The sequence below is a fragment of the Hymenobacter sp. 102 genome (assembly GCF_049949205.1).
GTDB lineage: Bacteria > Bacteroidota > Bacteroidia > Cytophagales > Hymenobacteraceae > Hymenobacter.
On record NZ_CP188172.1, the window covers coordinates 1,015,165 to 1,034,129 of the forward strand.

At 60.0% G+C, this 18,965-nt stretch carries 15 protein-coding genes; 6 read left to right on the top strand and 9 right to left on the bottom strand.

Annotation, left to right across the window (positions count from 1 at the left end; all coding sequences use genetic code 11):
* Nucleotides 1-78: 78 nt before the first annotated feature.
* Nucleotides 79-1,383 carry a UDP-N-acetylglucosamine 1-carboxyvinyltransferase gene (murA, locus tag ACN19L_RS04480; RefSeq protein WP_426492341.1) on the top strand — a complete coding sequence of 435 codons (1,305 nt, stop codon included), beginning with the start codon at nt 79-81 and terminating at the stop codon, nt 1,381-1,383.
* 64 nt (nt 1,384-1,447) lie between these two features.
* Here murA and ACN19L_RS04485 read toward each other — a convergent pair whose 3' ends face one another.
* Nucleotides 1,448-1,999, bottom strand: a complete 552-nt coding sequence (locus tag ACN19L_RS04485) for a GAF domain-containing protein (RefSeq protein WP_426492342.1) — start codon at nt 1,997-1,999, stop codon at nt 1,448-1,450.
* Nucleotides 2,000-2,161: 162 nt separating this feature from the next.
* Here ACN19L_RS04485 and ACN19L_RS04490 point away from each other — a divergent pair, with 162 nt between their 5' ends.
* Entirely contained in the window at nt 2,162-2,872 is a 711-nt protein-coding gene (locus ACN19L_RS04490; RefSeq protein ID WP_426492343.1) for a DUF4349 domain-containing protein, read from the top strand.
* A gap of 93 nt (nt 2,873-2,965) precedes the next feature.
* On the opposite strand, the gene ACN19L_RS04495 is transcribed toward ACN19L_RS04490, so the two are convergent.
* The 8 genes from ACN19L_RS04495 to ACN19L_RS04530 form a co-directional block, all read right to left on the bottom strand.
* On the bottom strand, nt 2,966-3,301 hold the full coding sequence (locus ACN19L_RS04495) for a phage holin family protein (protein WP_426492344.1): 336 nt from the start codon (nt 3,299-3,301) through the stop codon (nt 2,966-2,968).
* A 153-nt stretch (nt 3,302-3,454) separates the two neighbouring features.
* Nucleotides 3,455-4,546: an agmatinase gene (speB, locus tag ACN19L_RS04500; RefSeq protein WP_426492345.1), complete on the bottom strand. Its 1,092-nt coding sequence runs from the start codon at nt 4,544-4,546 to the stop codon at nt 3,455-3,457.
* A gap of 151 nt (nt 4,547-4,697) precedes the next feature.
* Complete coding sequence (locus ACN19L_RS04505; RefSeq protein WP_426492346.1) at nt 4,698-5,336, bottom strand: chemotaxis protein CheC; 639 nt, start codon at nt 5,334-5,336, stop codon at nt 4,698-4,700.
* A 61-nt stretch (nt 5,337-5,397) separates the two neighbouring features.
* Complete coding sequence (locus ACN19L_RS04510; protein ID WP_426492347.1) at nt 5,398-7,032, bottom strand: chemotaxis protein CheA; 1,635 nt, start codon at nt 7,030-7,032, stop codon at nt 5,398-5,400.
* Nucleotides 7,029-8,051 (bottom strand): chemotaxis protein CheB, encoded by a 1,023-nt coding sequence (locus ACN19L_RS04515; protein WP_426492348.1) that lies wholly within the window; start codon nt 8,049-8,051, stop codon nt 7,029-7,031. Before ACN19L_RS04515 ends, ACN19L_RS04510 begins: the two co-directional genes overlap by 4 nt.
* A 129-nt stretch (nt 8,052-8,180) precedes the next feature.
* Nucleotides 8,181-8,564: a response regulator gene (locus tag ACN19L_RS04520; protein WP_426492349.1), complete on the bottom strand. Its 384-nt coding sequence runs from the start codon at nt 8,562-8,564 to the stop codon at nt 8,181-8,183.
* A 49-nt stretch (nt 8,565-8,613) separates the two neighbouring features.
* On the bottom strand, nt 8,614-9,141 hold the full coding sequence (locus ACN19L_RS04525) for a chemotaxis protein CheW (protein ID WP_426492350.1): 528 nt from the start codon (nt 9,139-9,141) through the stop codon (nt 8,614-8,616).
* A gap of 65 nt (nt 9,142-9,206) precedes the next feature.
* Nucleotides 9,207-13,559 carry a HAMP domain-containing protein gene (locus ACN19L_RS04530; RefSeq protein ID WP_426492351.1) on the bottom strand — a complete coding sequence of 1,451 codons (4,353 nt, stop codon included), beginning with the start codon at nt 13,557-13,559 and terminating at the stop codon, nt 9,207-9,209.
* Nucleotides 13,560-13,894: 335 nt separating this feature from the next.
* Between ACN19L_RS04530 and topA the strand changes: the two genes are divergently transcribed.
* The 4 genes from topA to ACN19L_RS04550 all read left to right on the top strand — a co-directional run bounded on the left by topA (nt 13,895) and on the right by ACN19L_RS04550 (nt 18,902).
* Nucleotides 13,895-16,381 (top strand): type I DNA topoisomerase, encoded by a 2,487-nt coding sequence (gene topA, locus ACN19L_RS04535; RefSeq protein ID WP_426492352.1) that lies wholly within the window; start codon nt 13,895-13,897, stop codon nt 16,379-16,381.
* Between the two features lie 124 nt (nt 16,382-16,505).
* Complete coding sequence (locus ACN19L_RS04540; protein ID WP_426492353.1) at nt 16,506-17,402, top strand: DUF4846 domain-containing protein; 897 nt, start codon at nt 16,506-16,508, stop codon at nt 17,400-17,402.
* A 197-nt stretch (nt 17,403-17,599) separates the two neighbouring features.
* Nucleotides 17,600-18,289: an SIR2 family NAD-dependent protein deacylase gene (locus ACN19L_RS04545; RefSeq protein ID WP_426492354.1), complete on the top strand. Its 690-nt coding sequence runs from the start codon at nt 17,600-17,602 to the stop codon at nt 18,287-18,289.
* Between the two features lie 58 nt (nt 18,290-18,347).
* A complete protein-coding gene (locus ACN19L_RS04550) occupies nt 18,348-18,902 on the top strand; it encodes a metal-dependent hydrolase (RefSeq protein WP_426492355.1) in 555 nt (184 codons plus the stop codon).
* Nucleotides 18,903-18,965 lie beyond the last annotated feature (63 nt).

Sequence of the window (18,965 nt, forward strand, 5' to 3'; positions counted from 1 at the left end):
AGCCGGTCAGTGTCTGATTGCCTTTTCTTCGTCTATTCCTTCTTAGCTCCTACCTCCTAGCTCCTAACTCCTCCAAGAATGGCCTCTTTTGAAGTAATTGGCGGCAAGCCGCTGAAAGGTGAAATCGTGCCCCAGGGCGCAAAAAACGAAGCGCTCCAGATTCTGTGCGCCGTGCTGGCCACCGACGAGCCGGTAACGATTTCCAACATCCCCGATATCCGCGACGTGAACAAGCTCATTGAGCTGCTGCGCGACATGGGGGTGAAAGTGGGCAAGCTGGCCTCCGATACCTACCGGTTCCAGGCCGATGCCGTGAACCTCGACTACCTGGATACGCCCGAGTTCATCGCCCAGGCCGGCGCGCTGCGCGGGTCGGTGATGATTCTGGGCCCCATGCTGGGCCGCTTCGGGCGCTGCCAGCTGCCCAAGCCGGGCGGTGACAAAATCGGCCGCCGGCCGATGGACACGCACTTCCTGGGCCTGGAAAAGCTGGGCGGCAAGCTCACCCTCGAAGGCACCGACTTCTACCGCATCAAAGCTGAAAACGGCCTGACCGGCACCTACATGATGCTGGATGAGGCCTCGGTAACGGGCACGGCCAACATCGTGCTGGCCGCCGTATTTGCCAAGGGCACCACCACTATCTACAATGCCGCCTGCGAGCCGTACCTGCAGCAGCTGTGCAAGATGCTGGTGCGCATGGGCGCAAAAATCAACGGCATCGGCTCCAACCTGCTCACCATTGAGGGTGTAGAGCGCCTGGGCGGCACCGAGCACCGCATGCTGCCCGATATGATTGAAATCGGCTCCTTCATTGGCTTGGCGGCCATGACGGGCTCGGAAATCACCATCAAAGACTGTCAGATTCCAGAGCTGGGCATCATCCCCGACACGTTCCGCAAGCTGGGCATTCAGATGGAGTTCCGCGGCGACGACATTCACATTCCGGCCCAGGAGCACTACGAAATTGCCACCTACCTCGACGGCTCCATCCTCACCATCTCCGACCATACCTGGCCCGGCTTCACGCCCGATCTGCTGAGCATTGTGCTGGTGGTAGCCACCCAGGCCAAAGGCACGGTGCTGATTCACCAGAAAATGTTTGAGTCGCGGCTGTTCTTCGTGGACAAGCTCATCGACATGGGCGCGCAGGTAATTCTCTGCGACCCGCACCGCGCCACCGTTATCGGCCTCGACCAGCGCACCCGCCTGCGCGGCATCACCATGACTTCGCCCGACATCCGGGCCGGCGTGGCCCTGCTGATTGCCGCCCTGTCAGCTGATGGCCGCAGCGTGATTGAGAACGTGGAACAGATTGACCGCGGCTACCAGAACATCGACAAGCGCCTGCAAGCCCTGGGCGCCCAGATTCGCCGGCTGTAATCGGCAGCTTTCCGGCTTTGCTACCCTGACCCGGTTGCCCAGTGTGGCGGCCGGGTCGGCGTGTTTATAGCCGTATGTCTGAGGCCGCCTGCCCCGCCCCTACTCGCATGTAGTCCTTAATAACGGGCAGCAGCACCGGCAGCACGCTCTCCACGGCGGCGTGCTCGGCGGGCGTCCAGGGCCGGGGTAACCCAAACACACAGGGCTGCAGAATTCCCCACAGTTGGCCGTTTTCGGTGATGTGGGCGTGAATCAGGGCCCGGTGGCCGAAGGTTTCGTGCTCGAAGGCGCGGTTGAGGACGGTGGGCGGCGCGGTTTCCACGTCCTCCACGTACACCGAGGGCCGGGCCACCAGCGCCGCCCGAAACAGCGGGTCCTGCTGGGGTAAATCGGTCGTGTCGTCCTGCCAGTCGTGGCGCGGGTCGGGAATGGCCGGGGTGCGGCGCCAGCAGAAGGCAATGCGGCCCCGCCCCACGGCCGGGTCGCGCACGTACAGGAAGCACCGGTCGGCGTGCAGAAACTCGCCCACCAGTTGCAAAGCTTCGGCAAAACTGGCTTCCGGGGTTGAAGCGTGGGCCAGGGCAATCTGCACGGATGTGTATAGAGAATCGGACATGAAATACAGTAGAGCCCGCAGTGTAGCGAGCGGCAAAAGGCTGTACGGCCCCGGTGCAACCCGGTTCCCGAAGCTAACTGCGGGTTACGTTTTGACGGCCCGCGTATCAACCCGCAGAAGCTGCGCAGCTTTTTCATCTATCCTCTTTCTTCCCGAATTCTGATGAAAAAACTATGGCAACTGCTCCCGCTGCTGGGGCTGTTGCTGGGCAGCTGCGCCCAGCAAGAAAAAGAGGCCCCGGTGGCCGTTGCAGAACAGAAGCCGTTGGTAATACCGCCCGCCGCCAACCTGCCGGGCGAGCCGCTGGGCCGGCTGTGGCAAACCCACCGCCCGGTAATTTACCAGGCCGATATGCGGATGCGGGTTACCGACTTCGAAGCCGCTACCCTGCAGATGGATACGCTGCTCTACCGGCACGGGGCCTACCTGGCCGAAGCCCACGAAACCACCGACGACGGCCGCCACGCGCAGAACCTCACCATTCGGGTACCCTCGGCCCGGTTTCTGCCCCTCACTTTCGCGCTGGGCCGCCTGGGCTACGTAGAGCGCAAAGATATCCAGTCGCGCGACCTGACCTCGGAGCAGCTGCAGGTGCGCACCCAGGACACGACCAGCAGCCCCCTCTCCACCCGCGACCAGCGGCTGGCCGAAGAAGCCACCATGGGTACTCTTAACCTAGTGTACTACCAGCCCGTGCCGGGCGAAATGGCACCCCAGCCGCCGCTGGCTCCGCGCTTGGTGGCCGGGCTGCGCTTTGGCTGGCAACTGCTGGGCAGCTTTGTAGTGGCCCTCACCTATTTGTGGCCCCTCACGCTGGTACTGGCCGGCTGGCTGCTGTACCGCCGGCTTTATCGTCAGCGTCTGTCAGCCTGATAGTTCGCACCTCCTCCTTCCTTGAACGCAACGCGCCCCGCCTTTCCGAATGCCGGAACAGCGGGGCGCGTTGCGTAGGTGATGGTGGGCCGGTTAGTCCACAATCATATCCACTACCGAGGTTACCAGCGAAAGCACAATGCTGAAAATCAGGGCCGAGAAGAAACCATCTACCTCAAAACCCGACAGCAGGTAGCTGGCCAGCATCACAATCAGCGCGTTGATGACAAACAGAAACAGGCCTAGGGTGAGCACCGTAATCGGGAAGCCGATAATTTTCAGAATGGGTTTTACCACCGCATTCAAAATAGCCAGTACAATAACCAAGATGACGGCATCGGTGAAGCCACCAATATGCGACCCAGGCAGAAATCTGGCCAGCACGTAGGTGATGATGGCCGAAAGCAGGAACTTGAGAATGAAACTCATAGTAAGGGGAGAGATTAGGTGAGAAACGTACAGTATTCGGGGAGTTGCATACTGTACGCAGCTGCGGCAAAAAAGTAGCAGCCACCCGGCAAGCTGAGCACTAGATACTCGCGCTGGCCCGGTGGCTGCGGTACTTTCAGGGTATGCGGAGCCCTATTTTTCCTGGGGCCGTGCCTTCAGGCGGCCCTGCGACACGCCCATCCAGTTGGCCATGTGAAACAGCAGGCGGGCGCCTACAATGGCGTTCCACTCGGTGTCGCCGGGGGCTACTTCATTCAGGTCGCAGCCAATAATAGTACGACCGGAGCGTACCACCATCCGGATCAGATACAGAGCCTGCTCAAATTCCAGCCCGCCGGGTACGGGTGTGCCGGTACCAGGGCAGAGCTTGGGGTCCAGGCCGTCGATATCGAAGCTCAGATACACCTTCTGGGGCAGCTGGGCTACAATCTTCTTGCACTCCTTTTTCCAGGACTTGCCACCCAGCATCTCATTCTGCAGAAACCGGTCGGTGAACATGGTGACGCGGCCGTTGCTTTGGGCGGCGTATTCGGCCTCCTGCTGGCAATAGTCGCGGATGCCCACCTGCACCAGCTTCTTCACTTGGGGCAGTTTAAGCGCATTGTACATAATGGAAGCGTGCGAAAACTCGAAGCCCTCGTAGGCCGGCCGCAGGTCGCAGTGCGCATCAATCTGCAGAATCCCGAACTCCTCATGGCGCTCGGCCAGCGCGTGCAGGTAGCCCAGCGGAGTGCTATGGTCGCCACCCAGCACTACCACGCCCTTACCGGCGTCCAGCAGGGCTCCGGTTTTCTGTTTCAGCCATTCCAGCAAGGCCTGGCCGCGCTGGTTGATGCGAGTGGGCACGTCCACGAAGGAGGCGTGGGTTTCTTCCGGTTCTCCATCTTCCAGCCAGCCAATGTATTCCTCAGCCAAGGGGCGCAGGCTGTGGCTTTCGGCGGCAATTTTCTCATCGGGCTCCTCCATGGCTAGCCCCATGCGCCAGGCCTCGGGCAGGTCGGGGTCATAGAGGTCCACCTGCAAGGAGGCGGTACGCATAGCTTCGGGGCCGGCAGCGGTACCGGCCCGGTAGGATACAGTTACTTCCCAGGGCACGGGCACTACCACAACCTGGGCTTCCTCGGGCGTGAAGGGCAGGCCGTAAAGGCCACCGGCCGTGTCGCCCAAGGCATTAGGGTCGAAGCTGGCAAGTTTACGTTCCAAAGCAGAGGAGGAATCAGCCATTGCAATTGAATAAGGGGTGAATGAAAACCGGACCGTTGGCCCGAAAATGGCAACGGCCTCCGCTTGGCCAACTACCCCACCAGAATGGCAGTATAGTCAGCATCGGAGGCCATTTTGCCCGCAAGTTACGCACTGCGGCCAGTGCCGGGAATCAGGAACTGGCCTGCTGCCCGCCCATAAAGTCATAGGTGCGGATGATTTCCAGAATCTTCTCGAACGTGTCCCGGTCAAAGAAGATCATCAGGGGCAGTTCCACCGAATTTTCCTTATCGGAGAATTGCGTTACCACGGAGAAGATGAGCGGCTGCACCATGGGCCGATCAACCAGCAGATTGCGCAGGGAAGCGGCCATATCGCCGCGTGGGTGCGCCGGCGGGGCCCCGTAGATGTGGGCTTTCAGAATATTGGCCAGTTGCGTGACCAGTGCTCCGGTAATGATGTTGCTGATTTCCAGCAGCAGCGACTCCTGCATTTCGTCAATCTGCACCGAATCGGAAGTAGTCATGCGCAAACATACCCGCGAGAGGCGCTGCACGTGCTGCCCGGAGAAGAACATCAGCGTAGTGCCGTTGAAATCCCCCCGGATATCAGACTGGATAACTACATGGCTTGCCTGCAGGTCACTAACCTTATCCAGCACGCTTTTACCGGATACGATGTCCAGATTGGGTACCTCCAGCAGCACCTTTTCCTGGGCGATAACCGCGAATGAATCGGCAGCCCGAGCCAGGCCGATATTCAGGATTTCGCGGATAATGTCCCGCTCCAGTTCCGTCATGTGCAAATCCATAGAAATCAGTTGAAGAGGCATTCGGCCGAAACCGGCTGACTCAGGCCTGCAATTACGCAAATTATGGGCGTTTGGCTAAAAACAGTCGTGTTAACGCGGGCACATCGAGCACCAGGCACACCTGCCCACTACCCAACAGCGTCACGCCGCCAAACAAATCAATGGTATCCAGCGGTTTACTCATGGGCTTTACCACGATATCCTGCTGGCGCAAAAACCGGTCGACGACAAGGCCGAGCCGGCGGTTGTTGTAGTTAACGATGATGATATCCTGCCGGCCCTGCACATCGGCTTTCACGGCGGCCGGCAAGGGCCCGTCGCCGTTGTGCAGCAGTTGCCGTAAGGATACCACCGGTACGTTCTCTTCCTGAATACGGGTGATGAGCACGCCCCCCACCACGTTGAAACTCTCGGGCATCAGCGACACTACCGAGTCGGTATGCATGAGCGGAATGGCGTAGTTGCGCTGCTCCAGTTCAAACAGCAAAGCCCCCTTCACGGCAATGGAAGTGGGCAGCACCAGCGTAAAGGTGGTCCCCTGGCCCAGTACCGATTCTACGCGCAGTTGCCCGCCCAGCGAATCAATTGCCAGCTTTACCACATCCAGCCCCACGCCCCGGCCCGAAATTTCGGTTACTTCCTTCGCCATCGAGAAACCCGGCTCAAACAGGAACGCCCGCACGGCATCGTCGTCGAGCGTGGCGGCTACATTCGCGGCCACCAGCCCCCGCTCCACCGCCTTGCGGCGGACGCTTTCTACGTTAATGCCCCGGCCGTCGTCCTGCACCTGAATCAGCACATCGTCCCGCTCCGTCTGGGCTGAAAGCGTCAGGTGACCCTGAGCCGGCTTACCGGCCGCTACCCGCTCGGCGGGCGTTTCGAGACCGTGCCCAATGGCGTTGCGCACCAGGTGCAACAGGGAGTCAGTGATGATCTGGAGGATGTTCCGGTCAATCTGAATATCCTCTCCGGTCATGGTTAACTCCACGTCCTTTTTCTCGGCCGTAGCCACGTCGCGCACTACCCGCGGGAACTTGCTGAACAACGACCCAACGCCAACCAGGCGGGCATCCATCACGCTGTACTGCAGTTCGTCGGCAATACGCGACAGGTGGGTGGCGGCAGTCAGCAGGGCAGGATGACCTATTTCCTGGCTGAGCGTGAGTACCCGGTCCCGGTCAATAATAAGCTCGCCCACCAGGTTCATCAGGTGGTCCAGCTTCTTGATCTGGATATACACAAGGTCCGAGAGTTCCAGCTTACGGCCGGTGTCTTCCTCGTCCTCTTCCTCATCCTCCTCCAGCACGGGCTCTTCTCCGCGCACCAACCGGTCAAGGTTGTCCATCAGCCGGTCAATGGTGGGCATTTCCTCATTAGCCCCCACCGCCCGGATCATTTCCCCAATAGCATCAATGCCATTGAAAAGTACTGGAACCACCGAGCCGGTGAACGATTTCTCCTTGCTGCGGATGAGCCCGAAGATCGTTTCCATATGGTGAGCCAACTCTCCGATGGCATTATAGCCCATAGCCCGGGAGTTGGACTTGAGGTTGTGCATGAACCGGAACAACTCGTTCAGTGCAGGCTCATCGGTAGGATTACGCTCCAGCTCGCTGATGTGGCGGCTCATGGCGTCGTAATACTCCAAGGCCTCGGCCATGAACATTTCCCGATATTCCTGCTCCCGTGACTTCATTGTGCAGTTACGGGTTGAGAGCGGAAGAAAGACCGGGACAGGCTGCTGGCCAAGACGGGCTGCACGTGCGCTGTGAGGGCTAACCCCAGGCGTGGAAGCGGATGCACTTCGGAGGCCAGCCCGGCCTGAATTACTGATTTGGGCATGCTGAATACGGCAGAAGTGGCCTCATCCTGCACCAATACGGTGCCACCCGTCTGCCGAACGGCGCGGGCTCCCACGGTGCCATCGTGGCCCAGCCCGGTGAGTACCACGCCCACCACGCTTCGGCCCGCCAGCCGGGCTGCTGATTGCATCAGGATATCTACAGACGGCACGTCCAAGCTGGCTTCGCTGACAAATGCCGTTTCCCAGCCCAGCCAGGGGCTACCCGTGACGGGCTGTACAATCAGGTTGCGACCTCCCGGAGCTACCAGCACATGACCCGCCTCCAGGCGGGAGCCATTACCCGCCGCGGCCACGGGCAGGTTGGTGGCCCGCCGCAGGCGGCTAACCAGGCTATCCGTGAAGTGAGCAGGCAGATGCACCGCTACCACTACTGCCCAGGGAAAATTAGGGGGCAATGTGCGCAACAGCGTTTCTACGGCTGGGGCTCCACCGGTTGAGCCTCCAATAACCACAATACCCTGGGGTGGTAGAGGCAGCACGCGCGCCCGTTGGGGAATGCTTCCTGAAGATACCGTTACTGCCGGGTACGGCCGGACTGCCAGTAGCTTGCGGCGGAGCAGTCGGGTCCAGTCGGCCAATTCGGTGCCCACGGCCGGTACTGAGACAATGTAATCGTATACGCCCAGGCGGGCCACCTCCTGCAGCATGCCTGGTAGCGGCGGCTGCGCACTATACAGTAGCACCGGCACCTTGAACTGTTGCTGCAGCTGCTCCAGTCCGGGCAACTGATCTTCCGACACCAGTACTCCTTCCGGCCGGAGCCGGCGGGCCAGCATCGGCAACTCGCCGACCGATGCAGCCGTGCCCACTACCGCCACGTCTGGGGTGGCGTGCAGCAGTCGGGTCAGCAATGTTCGCACTGAAGCGGACAGGCTGCCAAGCAACAAGGTAAAAGGAGGAACGAGCGGAGACACTACAGCGGGTGAGCAAACTGATAAAGTACCCGGTAAAACCAGGCGGCGTGAACGAAAGAACCGGGCTTAGGCCTGATCAGAGGAAGCTTCCTGCAGGGCACTGCCTACAATTTCCAACACTTTTTCTTCGGAGAAGGGCTTTACGATGTAGGCGGTGGCCCCGCTTTCAAGGGCTTCGTTCACGATGACCTCCTGGCCTACGGCTGAGCACATAACCACTTTTACATCGGGCTGCTCCTGCCGGATGCCTTTCAGCACGTCCAGGCCAGTATTATCAGGTAGAATCACGTCCAGGGTAATCAAATCAGGCTTGGTGTTGGAGGCCATTTCCAGGGCCTGCTGGCCATTGGCGGCCTCACCTACTACCTCATAACCAGCGTCGGTGAGCATGTTCTTGAGCATCGTACGCATGTAGAAAGAGTCGTCGACGATGAGGATGCGGTTTTTCATGGGATGTGCGAAAAGCGGAATGAGGAAAAAAGCTGGACAGTCAAAAAAACTACGCCTTTGTACGGCTGCCCGAACCGGAAGATTCCGCTTTGGGCTGCAACTGCATAATTTCTGATGGGGTCAGCAGCTTCAGCATATCGAGTACCACAATGATGCGGTCCTCGATTTTGGCGATACCCTCGATGTATTTGTCGTGAATGTTGATGTCTTGGATGAACTCCGGGGCCTTTTCAATGATGGACTGTGGGATGGACAGTGGCTGGGGTACCTCACGCACCATAATGCCGATGGTGTACTCCCGGGCCTCGATGGCCATGGTGTAGGATACGGGGGGCATATCCTGCCCGACAGGCCGCAGACCAAACCGCTCCTCCAAGTCGATAACGGCAATAATATCGCCGCGCAGGTTGGCAATTCCCTTAACGAAGGGTGGCGTTTTCGGCATACGGGCAATTTCCGGGGTAATAGTTACCTCCTTTACTTGCTCGATGCGGATGCCATATTCCTCCTCCCCCAACCGAAATACAATCAGCTGGATGATAGGATCTTGTTTAACGCTTTTTTCGGAATCAGGCATGCCTGAGAGAGTAGCATTTGCCCGGGCGCAGCACTTATACCCGGGCAAATGGAGAAAACATCAGCTTATTTGGCTTTGCGCTTGGTAGCCCGGGCTTTCGGAGCCGGTGTTTCGGCCGGGGCTTCCGTGGCAGCAGCCGTTGGCTTGGCCGCCCGGCGGCCTCCCGCCTTGCGGGTGGTTTCGGGGGCTTTGTCGGTGGGCGTAGCGGGGGCCGTGGTGGTGGCCCGGCGGGTGGCCCGCTTCCGCTCGGTGGATGCGGCCGGCGTTTCGGTGGTGCTGGTCCGGCGGATAGCTGCCGGGGCAGTTGCCACTGCGGGCTGCGGGCTGGCATGCCGCAGCATCGACCGGCGACGGATGGGTTCGGGCTCCGGTTCGGGTTCGGGTTCCAGGTCTTCCATCAGCTGGAAGGCCGAAAGGCCCAGCTGCAGGTCGTCGGCAATGTCGGTGAGCTTCTGGCTGCTGGTAGTCAGCTCCTGCATGCTCGTGGAAAGCTGCTTGGCGGTGCTGGCTACCTGCTGGGTACCCGAGGCCGTTTGCTCGGCAATAGCTACCACTTCTTCCACGTACTTCACCACGTCGCCGATGGAGGTTTTCTGTACCTCAGTAGCCGTGAGAATGTCGCGGGAAGTGCGCAGGGTTTCGCCCGAAGAAGTGGCAATGTTCTTAAAGGCCGAGCTGGCCTCGAAGGTGGCATTCTTCCCCTTGAGTACCCGGCCTTCCATGGTGCTGATAGCGGAAGCGGCGGATGTAGTGTCCTTCTTTACGTCCTCTACCAGCGTGGCAATTTCGCCGGCCGATTTGCGGGAACCTTCGGCCAGCTTGCGGATTTCTTCGGCTACTACGGCAAAACCACGGCCGGCCTCCCCAGCGCGGGCTGCCTCAATGGCGGCGTTCAGTGCCAGCAGGTTGGTTTGGGCGGCAATGTCGGTGATTACGCCCAGCGACTTGCTGATTTCCCCCGAGCGGGTGCTTAGTACCTCAATAGTTTTAGACGTTTGGGCGGCGGCACTACTGATTTCCTCCATGTTTTTCACCACCTCGGCTACCGTTTTCAGACCTAGCTGAGAGGTTTGCTCACCCAGAATGGCCGCCTTGATGCCGACATCGGCTTTACCGGCGGTTTCCTTGGTGGCCTGCATGATTTCTTCAATCAGCTTAAAGGCCTGGTCGGTTTTGAGGGCTTGGTTCTGCGCGCCTTCGGCCATCTGCTGCATGGCCAGGGCCACGTCGACGGTTACCCGGCTCATTTCCTGGCCTTTCACTACCATTTCCTCCGACGACTCGCCTACAATCTGCGAGGACTCGTTGATTTCGCCCAGCAGTTCGTTGAGGTTGTCCACAGCCAAGTTGAGGGCGTCGGCCATGGCGCGAATGTCACCAGTGGTTTCGATTTCTACCTGCTGCTGCAGGTCGCCTTCCGAAATGGCCCGTACCACGCGTGATACTTCCAGCACGGGGGAGGCAATGCTTTCAATAAGAGCGTTGAGCGTGTCCACCAGTTCTTTCCAGGAACCCGATACGTCGGTTACCGTGGCCCGCTCTGTCAGCTTGCCTTCGCCCCCGGCTACCCGGGCCACGCGGCTTACTTCCGAGGCCAGGCGGTTCAGGTCGTCCACCATGCGGTTGATGGTATCGGCCAAGTCAGCTACTTCGCCTTTAGCCTCCAGCGTCAGCTTCTGGGTCAGGTCGCCCGTTGATACGGCCGTTACTACCTTCACAATACCCCGCACCTGCGTGGTGAGGTTGGCGGCCATCGTGTTTACGTTGTCGGTGAGGTCTTTCCACACGCCGCTCACGTTGGGCACGTTGGCCTGGCCGCCGAGGCGGCCTTCGGTGCCTACTTCCAGGGCCACGCGGGTTACCTCGCCGGCAAATACGTTGAGCGAGTCCACCATCTGGTTGATGTTGTCCTTCAGGTCGAGCAGCTCGCCTTTTACGTCAACGGATACTTTCTGGCTCAGGTCGCCGCGGGCTACGGCGGAGGTTACGTTGGCAATGTCGCGCACCTGACTGGTGAGCGAGGCAGCCATGAAGTTTACGTTGTCGGTGAGGTCCTTCCAGGTGCCGCGCACGTTGGGTACCACAGCCTGGCCGCCCAAGCGGCCTTCCGTGCCTACCTCGCGGGCTACGCGGGTTACTTCGTCGCCGAACGTGTTCAGCGAGTCCACCATCTGGTTGAGGTTTTCCTTCAGCTGCAACAGCTCGCCGCGCACGTTTACCGTCACCTTCTGGCTCAGGTCGCCGCGGGCTACGGCCGTGGCCACGTTGGCAATGTCGCGTACCTGAGAGGTCAGGTTGCTGGCCATCGTGTTTACGTTGTCGGTCAGGTCCTTCCAGGTACCCGATACGCTGGGCACGTTGGCCTGGCCGCCGAGGATACCTTCCGTACCTACCTCGCGGGCCACGCGGGTTACTTCGCCCGCAAAGATGTTGAGCGAGTCCACCATCTGATTGAGGATGTTCTTCAGGTCGAGAATCTCGCCTTTTACATCCACCGTCATCTTCTGGGTCAGGTCACCCTTCGCTACGGCCGTGGCCACGTTGGCAATGTCGCGTACCTGACTCGTCAGGTTGCTGGCCATCGTGTTTACGTTGTCGGTCAGCTCTTTCCAGGTACCGCCTACGCGGGGCACGGAGGCCTGACCGCCGAGGCGGCCTTCAGTACCTACCTCGCGGGCTACGCGGGTTACCTCGTCGCCGAAGATGTTGAGCGAGTCCACCATCTGGTTGAGGATGTTCTTCAGCTCCAGGATTTCGCCTTTCACATCCACTGTCATCTTCTGGCTCAGGTCGCCGCGGGCTACGGCGGTGGCCACGTTGGCAATGTCGCGTACCTGACTCGTCAGGTTGCTGGCCATGTAGTTTACGTTGTCCGTCAGGTCTTTCCACACGCCGGCTACGTTGGGCACGGAGGCCTGGCCGCCCAGTTTCCCCTCGGTACCTACCTCAAGAGCCACGCGGGTTACTTCGCCGGCAAACAGGTTGAGCGAGTCCACCATCTGGTTCAGGTTCTGCTTCAACTGTAGCAGCTCGCCCTTTACGTCCACGGTGATTTTCTGGGATAGGTCGCCTTTGGCTACGGCCGTGGCCACGTTGGCAATGTCGCGCACCTGCAAGGTCAGGTTGCTGGCCATGTAGTTCACGTTATCCGTCAGTTCCTTCCACACCCCGGCCACGTTCGGCACGATGGCCTGGCCGCCGAGGCGGCCTTCGGTGCCTACTTCCTGGGCTACGCGGGTTACCTCGCCGGCGAACAGGTTGAGCGAGTCCACCATCTGGTTCAGGTTCTGCTTCAACTGCAGCAGCTCGCCCTTCACGTCCACGGTGATTTTCTGGGTCAGGTCGCCTTTGGCTACGGCCGTAGCTACGTTGGCAATGTCGCGCACCTGCAAGGTCAGGTTCGAGGCCATTGTGTTTACGTTGTCCGTCAGCTGCTTCCACACGCCGCCCACGTTGGGCACGGAGGCCTGGCCACCCAGCTTGCCTTCGGTACCTACTTCCTGGGCCACGCGGGTTACCTCGCCGGCGAACAGGTTGAGCGAGTCCACCATCTGGTTCAGGTTCTGCTTCAACTGCAGCAGCTCGCCCTTCACGTCCACGGTGATTTTCTGGGTCAGGTCGCCTTTGGCTACGGCCGTGGCTACGTTGGCAATGTCGCGCACCTGCGAAGTCAGGTTGCTGGCCATGTAGTTTACGTTGTCCGTCAGGTCTTTCCAGATGCCGCCCACGTTGGGCACGGACGCCTGGCCGCCCAGCTTGCCCTCGGTACCTACTTCCTGGGCCACGCGGGTTACCTCGCCGGCAAACAGGTTGAGATTGTCGATGGTCTTGTTGATGGTTTCGGCCATCACCTTAAAGTCGCCCGACACCGGAATCTGGAATGTTTCGTCCAGATTACCTTTGCTGATGTTCTTGAGCACCTTGCCCACCTCCAACACCGGCACGGCAATGCTATCCACCAGGCCATTGATGTTGTTGATCATATCGCGCCAGAAGCCGGCGGCATTTTCGCCGTTGGCCCGGGCTTTCAGGTTGCCTTCCACCCCGGCCACCTTCGAGATGCGCGACACCTCCCCGCCCACGCCGCCAATCATCTCTACCATGGAGTTGTAGGCTTCGGCTATTTCGGCAAAGATGTCGTCGTTCTGTTTGGTCAGCCGCACCGATACGTCGCCTTTCTTAAAGGCATCGAGGGCATAGAGCACCCGGTTCAGCTGGTCGTTGATGTAATCCGGGTCCTGAATTTCGGACTTCCCGCTGACTTCCCCCCGCTTGCGGGTGTGGTTGCCATTGGAGCGGGCGGTTGCCATTGGTTTAACCAGGGGCAAATTGCCGGGGGCTACGGAAGTAGCGGCATCCGAGGATGCCGGAGCGGCCGAAGCCGGGCGGGTGGTTTTGGGCGACTTAGCTGAAGCCATACACGGGAGGAAGGTGGGCGAAGCCTGCGGAGGGAAGGCGGTGCTCAAACGGAGCCCCTGGAGGTAGGGTTCCTGGACAGGCAAAGGTAGCAGATAAGCCCATTCGGCTGCTATACCGGGCAAAATCTTATGTTTCGGGTGTAACGTGCGGTAGCTGAACCTCTTGCCCCCGCCCGGTGTTTGAGCCCTGCCGGGTCGGGTCCGGCCTTTCCGGTCGGATATTTCCGCCCTGCCGCACCAGGGCCGGATTATTCCAGCATCTTTGCGGCAAAATTCAACTTTTGCACGGCGGCACCCGTTCCCTATCAAAACAGCCCCGTGTATTCCCACCCCCTATGGTCAAAAATCTAGTCATCGTCGAATCCCCGGCCAAGGCCAAAACCATTGAAGGCTACCTGGGAAAGGACTTCGTGGTGAAGTCCTCGTTCGGGCACGTACGCGACCTGCCCAAGGACAATAATGCCATTGATATTGCCAACGGCTTTAAGCCCACTTACGTGGTTTCGGCTGACAAGCGTGAAATAATCAGCCAACTGAAAAAGCTGGCGAAAGAAGCCGAAACCGTATGGCTGGCCAGTGACGATGACCGGGAGGGGGAAGCCATCAGCTGGCATCTGGCGGAAACGCTGAACCTGAACGATAAGAAAACGCGGCGCATTGTATTCCGCGAAATCACGAAGAATGCCATCCTCAACGCCATCGACAACCCCCGGGAAATCGACCTGAATCTGGTGAATGCCCAGCAGGCCCGGCGGGTACTGGACCGGCTGGTAGGTTTTGAGCTGAGCCCGGTGCTGTGGAAGAAGGTGAAGGCCGGCCTTTCCGCGGGGCGCGTGCAGAGCGTGGCTGTGCGTCTGGTGGTGGAGCGGGAGCGGGAAATCAATCAGTTTAAAACGTCTTCGGCCTACCGTGTGGTGGCGCGCTTTGATGCTGGCCGGGGTGCGGTGCTGGAAGCCGAGCTTCCCACCCGCTTTAAGACCCGCGAGGAAGCTGAGGCGTTCTTGGCCCGCTGCGTGGGCGCAGCCTACCGCATCGAGAACCTGGAGAAGAAACCCGGTAAGCGCAGCCCCGCGCCGCCCTTCACTACCTCCACGCTGCAGCAGGAAGCCTCACGCAAGCTGGGCTTCTCGGTGGCCCAGACGATGAGCGTGGCCCAGAAGCTCTACGAGGCCGGCAAAATCTCCTACATGCGAACCGACTCGGTGAACCTCTCGCAGGATGCCCTGGAGGCCGCCAAGCAGGAAATCAGCCGCGCCTACGGCCCCGAGTACGCCCAGACCCGGGTGTACAAAACCAAGTCGGCCTCCGCTCAGGAAGCGCACGAAGCCATCCGTCCAACGGATTTCGCATTGCTCAAAGCCGGTGCCGACTCGCAGGAACAGCGCCTCTACGACTTGATCCGGAAGCGGGCCATGGCCTCGCAGATGGCTGATGCGGTGATTGAGCGCACGGTGGCCACCATCAGCATCAGCACCCAACCCGGCACTATGCTTTCGGCTACCGGCGAGGTAATCACCTTCGAGGGCTTTTTGAAGGCGTACGCTGAAAGCAAGGACGAGGAAGAACAGGATGAAGCCGCCGAATCGTCGTTTTCGCGGGGGCTGCCGCCGCTGAGCGTGGGCCAGCAGCTGCCTTTGCAGCAGCTGCGCGCTACGGAGCGCTACGCCTCGCCCCCGGCCCGCTACACGGAAGCTTCGCTGGTGAAAAAGCTGGAGGAAATGGGCATCGGCCGGCCTTCTACCTACGCGCCCACCATCAGCACGATTCAGAAGCGGGGCTACGTGGAAAAGGACTCCCGCGAGGGCAAGGAACGAAAGTTTCACGTGCTCACGCTGGATAACGAAGCGGTGAAAACCGAGGTAAAAACCGAAACTTACGGGGCCGACAAAGCCAAAATGTTTCCCACCGACACGGCCATGGTGGTGAATGATTTTCTGGTAGAGCATTTTCCGGTGGTTGTGGACTACCAGTTCACGGCTAAGGTAGAAGACGAGTTTGACCGCATTGCTGACGGGCAGGAACAGTGGACCGATATGCTGGCCGGCTTCTACGGTACCTTCCACGAAACTGTGGAGCGGGGCCAGAACATTGAGCGCAACACGCTGGGCAGCAACCGGGAAATCGGGATTCACCCTGAAACCGGCCAGAAGCTGACGGCCCGCCTCGGCCGCTTCGGGCCCTACGTGCAGATTGAGCCGCTGGAAGGCGCTCCGGAAGGCGAAAAGGCCGTGTACGCCAGTCTGCGCAAAGGTCAGTTTATCGAGAACATCACGTTGGAAGAGGCCTTGGAGCTGTTTAAGCTGCCGCGTATTGTGGGCTCGTTCGAAGATAAGGATATGACGGCGGCGCTGGGCCGCTTCGGGCCCTACATCCGCCACGATGGCAAGTTTTACTCACTCACCAAGGAGCAGGACCCGCACACCATCACGGCTCAGGAAGGTATTGCTTTGATTGAGGCCAAACGTAAAGCTGATTCGGAGCGCCTGATTAAGTCGTTTGCTGAAAACCCGGATATTCAGGTGCTGAATGGCCGCTTCGGACCATATATCGTGGCCGGCAAGAAGAACGTGAAGATTCCGAAGGGCGAGGACCCGGCGACCCTCACGCTGGAGCGTTGTCAGGAGCTGGCCGACGCCACGCCCGACAAACCAGCCAAGGGCGGCCGCTTCGCTAAGAAAGCCGCGCCTGCCGCCGATAAAGCCGACAAGGCTGATACCCCCGCCAAGAAGCCCGCGGCAGCGAAAAAGCCAACCGCCAAAAAGCCCGCGGCGAAAAAAGCAGCCAGTACCACGGCCAAGAAAACTACCGGCAAAGCCAAGTAGCGCGTTGTTTGTATCCCGCAGAAAAGCCTCAACCATCCGTTGGGGCTTTTTTGTGCTGAACCGGTTAAAATAGCACCGGGCATTACGCGTTATTGCGGCGGTTATCTACTATTTATCCTTCCGAATGCATTACACCCTATGGCCGCTGGCACTCCTGCTGGCCTGCACTGCCGCTCCCGCCGAAACGCAACCTGACACGCCAGTTACGCTTCCCCGTGCCACTGCGGAAACAACGCCCCACCTTACTTATCCCTGGCTGCCCGCCCACAGCTACAACCCGCGCCAAACAGTAGGTGCCCGGTTTGCGCCGCCCGTGGGCTACCAGCTCGTGGCTATGGCGGCCGGCTCATTCGGGCAGTGGCTGCGCTACCTGCCGCTGCTGCCCGTTGGCACGCCCGTCAGGCTGCATAACGGCCAGTTGAAAGACCGGCAGGATGTACACGCCGCCGTGCTGAATATTGACGTGGGCCCGCGGGATTTGCAGCAGTGCGCCGATGCCATTATCCGGCTGCGAGCCGAGTACCAGTTCAGCCAGCAACCCGACCAGGTACATTTTCACCTGACCAGTGGCGACGATATCCGGTTTCAGGATTGGTACAGCGGCACGGGCTTCCGGGTGGTGGGCGACGCCGTGCAGCCCGCCCCGCGCCCGGCCGAAGCCCCCACCCACGCCAGCCTGCGCCGCTACCTCGACCAGATTTTCACCTACGCTGGCACCCTCTCGCTGAGCAGGGAACTGCGGCCGGTGCCCCTGGCCCAAGTGCAGCCCGGCGACGTACTCATCCGGGGCGGCTCGCCGGGGCACGCGGTGCTGGTGCTGGATGTGGCCGTGCAGCCGGGTACTGGTCGGCGGGTGGCGTTGCTGGCCCAGAGCTACATGCCCGCCCAGCAGATACACGTTCTCAACAACGCGTGGGATGACACCGGCCTCAGTGCCTGGTTTTTGTTTGACCCCGCCGCCTCGCAGGTGAGTACCCCGGAGTGGACCTTCCGAGCCAGCGAGTTGAAACGATTTGAGTAGGCCAGGCAAGCGGTAACCTGAACTTATGATAAGGCCGGCAGGGGCCAGATACGTATCTTTCAAACGTCATGCGGAACGCAGCCGAAGCATCTCTACCGCTTCGTGCGTACTGCTAGGCTAGATTGAGGAAGAGATGCTTCGGCTCCGCTCCGCATAACGTTCTTTTCACACTCCTTCACACGCTCTAATTACCCCTGATGAAGAAGAAACTGGTAGCCCTGACCGGGGCGGGCATTTCGGCGGAAAGCGGGCTGGCTACCTTCCGGGCCTCCGATGGGCTGTGGGAAAATCACCGCATCGAGGAAGTAGCCACGCCCGAAGGCTGGGCCCGTAATCCGGCGCTGGTGCTGGAGTTTTATAACCAGCGCCGCGCCGCCGCCCGCGCGGCCCGGCCCAACATCGGCCACCGCACCCTGGCCGAGCTGGAGCAGGAGTTTGAGGTGGTTATCGTAACGCAAAATGTGGATGATTTACACGAGCGGGCCGGTTCTTCCCGCGTAATTCACCTGCACGGGCAACTGTTCGAAAGCCGCAGCTCCCGCCACGAGGAACTGGTGTACCCCATGCACTCGGACCGGATTGAACTGGGCGAGCTGTGCGAAAAAGGCCACCAGCTGCGCCCCAACATCGTATGGTTTGGGGAGGCCGTGCCCTTGCTGGAACTAGCTGCCTATGAGGCTTCCACTGCCGATGTATTCTTGGTGGTGGGCACGTCGTTGCAGGTGTACCCGGCCGCCGGGCTGGTGGATTACGTGCGGCGCGGCACGCCCATCTACATCATCGACCCCAGCCGCCCGCCGGTCAGTCACCGGCCCAACCTGCACTTCGTCACCGAGCCGGCTACCGTAGGCGTACCGCAGGTGGCCGCTGAGCTACGGGCGCAGTAGTGCCTGTTCACGCAGTTGGTTGCGTATTCTGATTTCTTCAACTCCACTAGTTTATCCGTTGGCTTCCATAATCGGCCACTGCGCGTTGGGCGCTACGCTGGGCAAACTGCTGCTGCCCGAGCGGTGCTATTGGCCTTATTGGCTGCTTGCTGCCGCCTGTGCATTCCTGCCCGATGCCGATGTTATCGGTTTTAAATTTCACGTGCCGTACGCCAGCCTCTGGGGCCACCGGGGGCTGAGTCACTCTTTGCTGGCGGCGGCCGTAGTGGCTACTGCTGTTACGGCCGTTTGCCGCATCCGGCGCACCAACACTACGCCCCCGCTGGCCCGGCTGTGGCTGCTGCTGTTTTTGGCCACGGCCTCGCACGGCGTGCTGGATGCTATGACGACGGGCGGGGAAGGTGTTGCATTTTTCAGCCCGTTTGATACGGAACGGTACTTTTTTGGCCTGCGGCCCATTGCCGTTTCGCCCATTGGCGTGAAGAAGTTTGTGGGCGAATGGGCCGCCCGCGTGCTGCGTAGCGAGCTAGAATGGGTGCTGGTGCCCTGCGCCCTGCTGCTTCTGGCTCAATACTACACCTTACGCCTGCGGCGACCAGCACAAGCTCGCTAATCAGAAATTAAAGCGGCGTTAAATCGGAATAACTGGTTTTCCGTAGAAGAGGCTTCTACACTC

Coding starts and splice junctions, on each gene's coding strand:
- ACN19L_RS04485 (WP_426492342.1), bottom strand. CDS start 1,999: ATGTCCGATTCTCTATACACATCCGTGCAGATTGCCCTGGCCCACGCT.
- ACN19L_RS04490 (WP_426492343.1), top strand. CDS start 2,162: ATGAAAAAACTATGGCAACTGCTCCCGCTGCTGGGGCTGTTGCTGGGC.
- ACN19L_RS04540 (WP_426492353.1), top strand. CDS start 16,506: ATGCATTACACCCTATGGCCGCTGGCACTCCTGCTGGCCTGCACTGCC.
- ACN19L_RS04520 (WP_426492349.1), bottom strand. CDS start 8,564: ATGAAAAACCGCATCCTCATCGTCGACGACTCTTTCTACATGCGTACG.
- ACN19L_RS04495 (WP_426492344.1), bottom strand. CDS start 3,301: ATGAGTTTCATTCTCAAGTTCCTGCTTTCGGCCATCATCACCTACGTG.
- ACN19L_RS04505 (WP_426492346.1), bottom strand. CDS start 5,336: ATGGATTTGCACATGACGGAACTGGAGCGGGACATTATCCGCGAAATC.
- speB (WP_426492345.1), bottom strand. CDS start 4,546: ATGGCTGATTCCTCCTCTGCTTTGGAACGTAAACTTGCCAGCTTCGAC.
- ACN19L_RS04545 (WP_426492354.1), top strand. CDS start 17,600: ATGAAGAAGAAACTGGTAGCCCTGACCGGGGCGGGCATTTCGGCGGAA.
- murA (WP_426492341.1), top strand. CDS start 79: ATGGCCTCTTTTGAAGTAATTGGCGGCAAGCCGCTGAAAGGTGAAATC.
- ACN19L_RS04525 (WP_426492350.1), bottom strand. CDS start 9,141: ATGCCTGATTCCGAAAAAAGCGTTAAACAAGATCCTATCATCCAGCTG.
- topA (WP_426492352.1), top strand. CDS start 13,895: ATGGTCAAAAATCTAGTCATCGTCGAATCCCCGGCCAAGGCCAAAACC.
- ACN19L_RS04510 (WP_426492347.1), bottom strand. CDS start 7,032: ATGAAGTCACGGGAGCAGGAATATCGGGAAATGTTCATGGCCGAGGCC.
- ACN19L_RS04530 (WP_426492351.1), bottom strand. CDS start 13,559: ATGGCTTCAGCTAAGTCGCCCAAAACCACCCGCCCGGCTTCGGCCGCT.